8 protein-coding genes are annotated in these 8638 nt (G+C 71.1%); 7 read left to right on the plus strand and 1 reads right to left on the minus strand.

Features of this window, described 5'->3' with window-relative positions; genetic code table 11:
- Positions 1–378, minus strand: a complete 378-nt coding sequence (locus ABCR83_RS26385; protein ID WP_462697691.1) for a hypothetical protein — start codon at positions 376–378, stop codon at positions 1–3.
- A 263-nt stretch (positions 379–641) separates the two neighbouring features.
- Between ABCR83_RS26385 and ABCR83_RS26390 the strand changes: the two genes are divergently transcribed.
- The 7 genes from ABCR83_RS26390 (at position 642) to ABCR83_RS26420 (ending at position 8506) form a co-directional block, all read left to right on the plus strand.
- Positions 642–2147, plus strand: coding sequence for an aldehyde dehydrogenase family protein (locus ABCR83_RS26390; protein ID WP_462697692.1), 1506 nt, complete (start codon positions 642–644; stop codon positions 2145–2147).
- A gap of 72 nt (positions 2148–2219) precedes the next feature.
- On the plus strand, positions 2220–3782 hold the full coding sequence (locus tag ABCR83_RS26395) for a GMC family oxidoreductase (protein ID WP_462697693.1): 1563 nt from the start codon (positions 2220–2222) through the stop codon (positions 3780–3782).
- A complete protein-coding gene (locus ABCR83_RS26400; RefSeq protein ID WP_462697694.1) occupies positions 3779–4852 on the plus strand; it encodes a quaternary amine ABC transporter ATP-binding protein in 1074 nt (357 codons plus the stop codon). Before ABCR83_RS26395 ends, ABCR83_RS26400 begins: the two co-directional genes overlap by 4 nt.
- Positions 4849–6837, plus strand: coding sequence for an ABC transporter permease subunit (locus ABCR83_RS26405; RefSeq protein WP_462697695.1), 1989 nt, complete (start codon positions 4849–4851; stop codon positions 6835–6837). The genes ABCR83_RS26400 and ABCR83_RS26405 overlap by 4 nt, the downstream gene beginning before the upstream one ends.
- The gene (locus ABCR83_RS26410) at positions 6827–7789 is read left to right on the plus strand and encodes an ABC transporter substrate-binding protein (protein ID WP_462697696.1); all 963 of its coding nucleotides are present in this window, start codon (positions 6827–6829) and stop codon (positions 7787–7789) included. Before ABCR83_RS26405 ends, ABCR83_RS26410 begins: the two co-directional genes overlap by 11 nt.
- Positions 7786–8043: a hypothetical protein gene (locus tag ABCR83_RS26415; protein WP_462697697.1), complete on the plus strand. Its 258-nt coding sequence runs from the start codon at positions 7786–7788 to the stop codon at positions 8041–8043. Before ABCR83_RS26410 ends, ABCR83_RS26415 begins: the two co-directional genes overlap by 4 nt.
- A 160-nt stretch (positions 8044–8203) precedes the next feature.
- The gene (locus ABCR83_RS26420) at positions 8204–8506 is read left to right on the plus strand and encodes a hypothetical protein (protein ID WP_462697698.1); all 303 of its coding nucleotides are present in this window, start codon (positions 8204–8206) and stop codon (positions 8504–8506) included.
- Positions 8507–8638: the final 132 nt, after the last annotated feature.

Raw genomic sequence — 8638 nt, forward strand, 5'->3', positions numbered from 1 at the left:
TCAGGACCGGCCGCGCGGGGCGGGGACGATGGCCTCCAGGCCGCCCTTGATCTGGTGGTCGGTGTGATGGAAGTCACCGCCGCTGGTGCCGAGCCCGCCCTTCAGCTCGCGCAGGGCCCCCTCGAGCGTGGCGCATTCGGTGTGCCACGCCTGGGCGAAGGCATGGAAGGCGGCGCCCGCGTACTCCCCGAACTGCATGGGTGCCAGGGCCGTGTCGAGCATGCCGGAGAGGTCGAGGAGGCCGCCGCCGTGGCCGCCGCCCAGGGATTTGTTGACCCCGGCCAGCTCCTCGGCGGCCTGGTGCAGCAGGTTTCCCTGGGTGCGCACCCCGCCGTGATCGAACTTGAGGTCAGGCTGTGCCCCGCCGCCCGTTGTCACCTGGTCCCCCCCGGCAAGAATGGCGTGACAGGTTCACGCCGGGCAGTGAGCGTACCGGATCTTCGCCAACCGGCAGCCGGGGCCCGTGCGTTCGCCGAGCCCGGTCGCGGAAGCCGGGTTCGCCGATACCCCCGTGCACCCCCGTGCACCCCCGTGAAAACCGCAGTCCACAGTGATTAAGGTCACGTTTTGCGTGAAAAGCTGCATACGTTCCGTCTTTCTGGTTAGGCGCGCCATGTTGTCGAACCGGAGGACAGAGGAACATGACGAGCCACGTCGAGACGATCCACGTGGACGGGGTGTGGCGCTCCGCCACGTCCGGCGCGCACCGGGAGGTGCTCGACCCCGCCGACGCCACGACCCTCGCCGTGGTCTCCGAAGGCGGGACCGAGGACACCGACGCGGCCGTGGCCGCCGCCCGTCGCGCCTTCGACTCCGGCCGCTGGCCGCACACGCCCGTCGCCGAACGCGCCGCGCTGCTGCGGCGAGTGGCGGAGCTGCTGCAGCGCGACCGCGAGGCGATCGCGCTCACCGAGAGCCGCGACACCGGAAAGACCCTGGAAGAGGGCCGGGTCGACGTCGACGACGTCACCAACGCCTTCCGCTACTTCGCCGACCTGGTGGTCAACGAGGGCGGCGGCCGGGTCGTCGACGCGGGCTCGGCCGAGGTGCACAGCGTGGTGGTGCACGAGCCGGTCGGCGTCTGTGCGCTGATCACGCCGTGGAACTACCCGCTGCTGCAGGCCAGCTGGAAGATCGCCCCCGCGCTGGCGGCCGGCGACACCTTTGTCATCAAGCCCAGCGAGGTCACCCCGCTGTCGACCGTGCACCTCATCCGCCTGCTGGTGGAGGCCGGGCTGCCCGCCGGAGTGGCCAACCTGGTGACCGGCGCGGGCGACCCGGTCGGCGCCCGGCTCGCCGAACACCCCGATGTCGACCTGATCTCCTTCACCGGCGGACTGGCCAGCGGCACCAAGGTCATGCGGGCCGCCGCGCCCACCGTGAAGAAGGTCGCCCTGGAACTCGGCGGCAAGAACCCCAATGTGGTCTTCGCGGACGCCTGCACCACCGAGGAGGGCTTTGACACCGCCGTCGACCAGGCGCTCAACGCCGCGTTCATCCACAGCGGCCAGGTCTGCTCGGCCGGTTCGCGCCTGATCGTCGAGGAATCCGTCCGCGAGCGGTTCGTCACCGAACTCGCCCGCCGCGCCCAGCGGATCAGGCTCGGCCGCGGCACCGCCGAGGGCGTCGAGTGCGGCCCGCTGGTCTCGGCCGCACAGCTGGACAAGACCGAGGCCTATGTCGCCTCCGCACTCGGCGAGGGCGCGGTGCTGCGCGGCGGCGGCGCCCGGCCCGAGCCCTCCGACGACCGGCCCGCCACCGGCTACTTCTACCAGCCGACCATCCTGGACCACTGCCACCGCGGGATGAAGGTCATCCGCGAGGAGACCTTCGGGCCGATCCTCACCGTGGAGACCTTCCGCACCGAGGACGAGGCCGTCGCCCTCGCCAATGACACCGAGTACGGGCTGGCGGGCGCGGTCTGGACCCAGGATGCGGGCCGGGCCCGCCGGGTCGCCGGGCGGCTGCGCCACGGCACCGTATGGATCAACGACTACCACCCCTACCTGCCGCAGGCGGAGTGGGGCGGCTTCGGCAAGTCCGGCATCGGCCGCGAACTGGGCCCCTCGGGGCTCGCCGAGTACCGCGAGCCCAAGCACATCTACCAGAACCTGGCGCCGCGGCCGGTGCGCTGGTTCGCCGGCTGAACCGGCCAGCCCGGCCGGCCCGGCAAAGGCCAAGACGACCGCGCAGCACCTTCGCCCACGAGGAGTACCTGTATGCCCCCCGCAGTTGAGAAGCTCACGGCCGACTACGTCGTGGTCGGCGGCGGCACCGCCGGATCGGTGATCGCCTCCCGGCTCGCCGAGGACCCCGGCACCAGCGTCATCGTCATCGAGGGCGGCCCCACCGACATCGACCGGGACGATGTGCTCACGCTGCGCCGCTGGCTGGGCCTGCTCGGCGGCGACCTGGACTACGACTACCCCACCACCGAGCAGCCGCGCGGCAATTCACACATCCGGCACAGCCGGGCCCGGGTGCTCGGCGGGTGCTCCTCGCACAACACCCTGATCTCCTTCAAGCCGCTGCCCGGCGACTGGGACGAGTGGGCGACCGCCGGAGCCGAGGGCTGGGACGCCACGGCCATGGACCCCTACTTCGACCGGCTGCGCAACAACATCGTCGCGGTGGACGAGAAGGACCGCAACGCCATCGCCCGCGACTTCGTCGAGGCGGCGCGGAAGACCGCCGGGGTGCCGCGGGTCGAGGGCTTCAACAAGGAGCCCTTTCACGAGGGCGTCGGCTTCTTCGACCTGGCCTACCACCCGGAGAACAACAAGCGCTCCTCGGCCTCCGTCGCCTACCTCCACCCGCACATCGAGGCCGGTGACCGGCCCAACCTCCGCATCCTGCTGGAGACCTGGGCACACCGGCTGGAGCTCGACGGCACCCGGGTGACGGGCGTGAGGGTCCGCACCGAGGACGGCACGGAGCTGCTGGTCGAGGCCGGGCGCGAAGTGGTGCTCTGCGCGGGCGCGGTGGACACCCCGCGGCTGCTGCTGCACTCCGGCATCGGCCCCAAGGCCGACCTGGACGCGCTGGGCATCCCGGTCGTCCACGACCTGCCGGGCGTCGGCGAGAACCTGCTCGACCACCCCGAGTCGGTGATCGTCTGGGAGACGGACGGGCCGATCCCCGAGAACTCGGCGATGGACTCCGACGCGGGACTGTTCGTCCGGCGCGATCCGGCCGCCGGCGGGCCCGACTTGATGTTCCACTTCTACCAGATCCCGTTCACCGACAACCCCGAGCGCCTCGGCTACCAGAAGCCCGAGCACGGAGTGTCGATGACCCCCAACATCCCCAAGCCGCGCAGCCGCGGCCGCCTCTACCTCACCAGCGCCGACCCCGAGGTCAAGCCCGCCCTGGACTTCCGCTACTTCACCGACGAGGACGACTACGACGCCCGCACCCTCGTCGACGGCATCCGCCTCGCCCGCGGGATCGCCGGTACCGAACCGCTGGCCGGCTGGCTCAAGCGCGAGGTGTGCCCCGGCCCGGAGATCACCTCCGACGAGGAGCTCAGCGAATACGCCCGCAAGGTCGCCCACACCGTCTACCATCCGGCCGGCACCTGCCGGATGGGCGCCGCCGCCGATGAACTCGCGGTGGTCGACCCGCAGTTGCGGATACGCGGCCTGGAGCGGGTACGGATCGCCGACGCGTCCGTCTTCCCGACCATGACCGCGGTCAACCCGATGATCGGCGTGCTGATGGTGGGGGAGAAGTGCGCAACGCTGCTTGCGCAGGGCTCCGACGAGAGGGGTGATGCGCAGTGAGTACCACCGAGACCGCGCCGGTCTTCTCCGTACGCAACCTGTGGAAGGTCTTCGGACCCAAGGCCGACCGTGTCCCCGGCGGCCCGCTGGCCGAACTGCCCCCCGAAGAACTGCGCAAGCAGGCCGGCTGTACGGTGGCCGTCCGCGACGTCTCCTTCGACGTCCGCCCGGGCGAGGTGTTCGTCGTCATGGGCCTGTCCGGCTCCGGCAAGTCCACCCTGGTCCGCTGCCTGACCCGGCTGATCGAGCCCACCAGCGGCACCATCGCCATCGACGGCGAGGACGTGTGCGGCATGGACAAGAACGCGCTGCGCGAACTGCGCAGGCACCGCGCGGCCATGGTCTTCCAGCACTTCGGGCTGCTGCCGCACCGCACCGTGCTCGACAACGTCGCCTACGGCCTGGAGATCCAGGGCATCGGCAAGGCCGAACGCCGCGCCAAGGCCGCCGAGATGGTCGACAAGGTCGGCCTCACCGGCCTGGAGGCGCGCCGCCCCACCCAGCTGTCCGGCGGCCAGCAGCAGCGCGTCGGGCTCGCCCGCGCCCTCGCCGCCGACCCCGAAGTCCTGCTGTTCGACGAGCCGTTCAGCGCCCTGGACCCGCTGATCCGCCGGGACATGCAGGACGAGGTGGTCCGGCTGCACCGCGACGAGGGCCGCACCATGGTCTTCATCACCCATGACCTCTCCGAGGCGCTGCGCCTGGGCGACCGCATCGCGCTGATGCGCGACGGCCGGGTCGTCCAGTGCGGCACCCCCGAGGAGATCGTCGGCTCCCCGGCCGACGACTATGTCCGCGAGTTCGTCCGGGACGTCCCCCGCGAACAGGTCATCACCGTCCGCCGGGCCATGCGGCCGGTCACCCTGGGCGAGGCGGAGAACGGTCCGGCGGTACCCCCCGGCACCACGGTCGCCGACGCCATCGACGTGGTCGCCCGGGGCGGCAGATCGGCCCGGGTCGTGGACCAGGGGCGGTGCGTGGGCGTGGTCGACTTCGAATGCCTGCTCAGGGTCGTCGCGGGCCTCGACGGCCCGGGCGGCCTCGACCGGATCGAGAAAGCCGCGGCATGAGCATCAGCAGTACCACCCCGGTGGCCGTCGCCACCGGGTCCGAACCAAACCCGCTGCGCGCCTTGCTGCGGCACCGGGCCGCCCGCAAGGTGCTGGTCCTGCTCGCCGCCGGAGCGGTGCTCGCACCCATCGCCAACGCCCTCTGGGGCAGCGGCAGTTGGCCGCACCAGCTGTCCGTCTCGCTGGACGGACCGCTCGGCCGGGCCAACGACTGGATCGTGGACAACCGCGACAGCCACTGGATCTTCCGCTACTTCTTCGGGTACATCAGCGAGGCGATCATCGCCTCCGTCCGGGCCGTCTATGTGGTGCTGCTCGCCCTCGGCTGGGCCGGGGTCACGGCCGGCGCGACCCTGATCGCCTGGCGCGCCGCCGGCCGCCGCGCCGCCCTGACGGCGCTGGCCTCCTTCGCCGTGTGCGGCCTGCTCGGCATGTGGGTGCCCACCATGCGCACGCTCGCCCTGATGGCCGTCGCCGTCGCGGTGTCCGTCGCCGTCGGCGCGCTGCTCGGCCTCGCGGCCGGGCTGTCGGACCGTACATTCCGCGCACTGCGCCCCGTCCTGGACACCATGCAGGCCCTCCCCGCCTTCGCCTATCTGCTGCCCATCGTGCTGATCTTCGGCATCGGAGTGGCCCCCGCCGTGCTCGCCACCGTGGTCTACGCCGCCCCGCCCATGGCCCGGCTCACCGCGCTGGGCCTGCGCTCCACCGACCGGGGCGTGCTGGAGGCCGTCGACTCGCTGGGCGCCACCGGACGGCAACGCCTGCTCGGCGCGCGCCTGCCGCTGGCCCGGCGGCAGCTGCTGCTCGGCGTCAACCAGACCATCATGATGGCCCTCTCCATGGCCGTGATCGCCTCCGTGATCGGCGCGGACGGCCTCGGTGACCGCGTCTACCAGGCCCTGTCGACTGTCGACGTCGGTGCGGCGCTGGCCGCCGGAGTGCCGATCGTGCTGCTGGCGATCGTGCTGGACCGCACCACCGCGGGGACGGACGCCCCGGGCCGCGCCCACCCCGCGCCCAACGGGCCGTTCGGCCGGGTGCCCGCCCCCTGGGCCTGGGCGTCGGCCGGGGCCGCCACCGCCGCCGTGGCGATCGCGGGCCGCCTGGCGGGCTCGCAGAGCTGGCCCGACGGCTGGACCGTCGCCATCACCGCACCGGTCAACCGGGCCAAGGACTGGATGGTCGACCACCTCTACTCCGGCATCCCCGGGATCGGCGGCACCGCCGACTGGGCCGCCCACTACACCGGCTGGGTGCTCGACCCGCTGCGGGACGGCCTCCAGGGCCTGCCCTGGTGGGGAGCCCTGCTGCTGGTGGCCCTCCTCGCCTGGCCCATCGGCACCTGGCGCACCACTCTCACCGCCGCGCTCGCGCTCACCGCGATCGGCGTGCTGGGTCGCTGGGACGCCGCCATGGACACCCTGTCCCAGGTGCTGGCCGCCGTCGCCGTCACCCTCGTCGTCGGCTTCGCCGTGGCGGTGGCGGTGGCCCGCAGCCGGCGGACGGAGCGGCTGCTGCGCCCGGTGCTGGACGTCTTCCAGACCATGCCGCAGTTCGTCTACCTCATCCCGGTCGTCGCGCTGTTCGGCGTCGGCCGCGCCCCGGCCGCCGCCGCGGCGATCGTCTACGCCCTGCCCGCCGTCATCCGGATCGCCGGACAGGGCCTGCGCCAGGCCGACCCGGCCGCCCTGGAATCCTCCCGCTCCCTCGGCGCGACCAGCGGCCAGCAGCTGCTGCACGTCCAATTCCCACTGGCCCGGGCCGAGTTGCTGCTGGCCGTCAACCAGGCCGTGGTGCTGGTGCTGTCGGTGGTCATCATCGGCGGCCTGGTCGGCGGCGGCGCCCTCGGCTATGACGTGGTCTTCGGCCTCGCCCAGGGCGACCTGGCCACCGGCCTGGTCGCGGGCGTCTCCATCGCCTGCCTGGGGCTGATGCTCGACCGGGTCACCCAGCCGACGAAGGGAGCGCGCGATGGTGCGTAAACCACTGGCGGCCGTCGCCGCCCTCGGCCTGCTCGCCCTCACCGGCTGCGGCGCCGCCGACATGACCAAGCAGGGCTCGCCCTATGCCAACGCGGCGGGCGCCAAGACCGTGACCCTCTCCGTGCAGTCCTGGGTCGGCGCCCGCGCCAACGCGGCCGTCGCGGCCTATCTGCTGGAGCACGAACTGGGCTACCGGGTGGACACCGTCCAGGTCGACGAGGTGCCCGCCTGGGACGCGCTCGGCCAGGGCCGGGTGGACGCCATCCTGGAGGACTGGGGCCACCCCGACCAGGAGAAGCGCTACGTCCAGGACAAGAAGACCGTGGTCGACGGCGGCGAACTCGGCGTCACCGGCCACATCGGCTGGTGGGTGCCCACCTACTTCGCCGACGCCCACCCCGACGTCCTCGACTGGAAGAACCTCAACACATACGCCTCGCAACTGCGCACCCCCGAGAGCGGCGGCAAGGGCCAGCTGCTGGACGGCTCGCCCTCCTATGTCACCAATGACAAGGCGCTGGTGAAGAACCTCGGCCTGGACTACCAGGTGGTCTTCGCCGGCTCGGAAGCCGCGCAGATCACCCAGATCAAGCAGTTCGCCAAGGACAAGAAGCCCTTCCTGACCTACTGGTACGAGCCGCAGTGGCTCTTCAACGAAGTCCCCATGACCGAGGTCAAGCTGCCCGCCTACTCGGACGCCTGCGCGGAGCAGGGCACCAAGGATCCGTCGTCCGTCAACTGCGCGTATCCGACGTCCTCGCTGAAGAAGTTCTTCAACGCCGACTTCACCCGCAAGGGCGGGGATGCGGCCCGGTTCCTGAAGGAGTTCCGCTGGACCAAGGCCGATCAGAACGAGGTCGCACAGCTGATGGCCGAGAAGAAGCTCTCGGCCGACGAGGCCGCCAAGCGGTGGGTGAAGGCGCACCCGGAGGTATGGAAGAAGTGGCTGTGAGCGGGTCATTACGGTACGAGCATGTGGACACGTCCGTCGTCCACGACATCTTCACCGAGACGGCGGCCCGGCTGGCCGGTCAGTACGAGGCGTTGTCGGAGACCGACGGGAATGCGCGCGAGCGCTGGGGGGAGAAGGCGCTGCGGCTGCGCGGCACGGCGCGGGCCGTGCCCGCCGACGACCGGGCCCAGCTGATCGCGTACATCCGGCTGTGGCGGGCGGAGCTGGATTCGCTGAAGGGGGCGGGGCGTTGAGGGCGGGTGCTCCGCCGCCTTCACTTGTTGGCAGCCATGGCCAGCCGCGTTGAGTGGCTTAGCAGATCCAGCTCTGCCGTCGGGTGGGTTTCTGAGGTGCGGCATCCGTATCGGTGAAGGTTCCGCGGTAGGGGGTGGTACCGCTGGTACCGTCGATCTCATGGCTGAGACGAAACGTGGTTTGAACGTCCGCTTCGATGAAGACGAGCTTGAACGCTTGGCGGCCGCCGCACGCCGGATCGGTACCAGCATGCAATCACTCGCTCATGACGCGATCATGGCGGAGGTCGATGGGAATTTTGACCACGCGCTGATGAACGCCCAGGTCTCAATCGAGCGACTGGTGCCGGTCGTTACCGAGCGCGAGGCAGCTCAGCGGCAGGAAGTGATCGGTCAGACGGATGAGGCGCCCATGGGCAGCCGCGAGCTGCGCCGGTTGCAGAAGCGGTCTGCGGTCGCATGACCCAACATGTGGACACTGCTCAACTCCTCGGCCTTGCCGAGAAGTTGCCCGGTGACCCAGCGTGTCTGGACCTGGGCTTCTCTGAACTAACTGAATAGCTGGGCCAGTTGGCCGAGATAGATGGCACTTCAC

The organism is Streptomyces xingningensis (genome assembly GCF_054957865.1).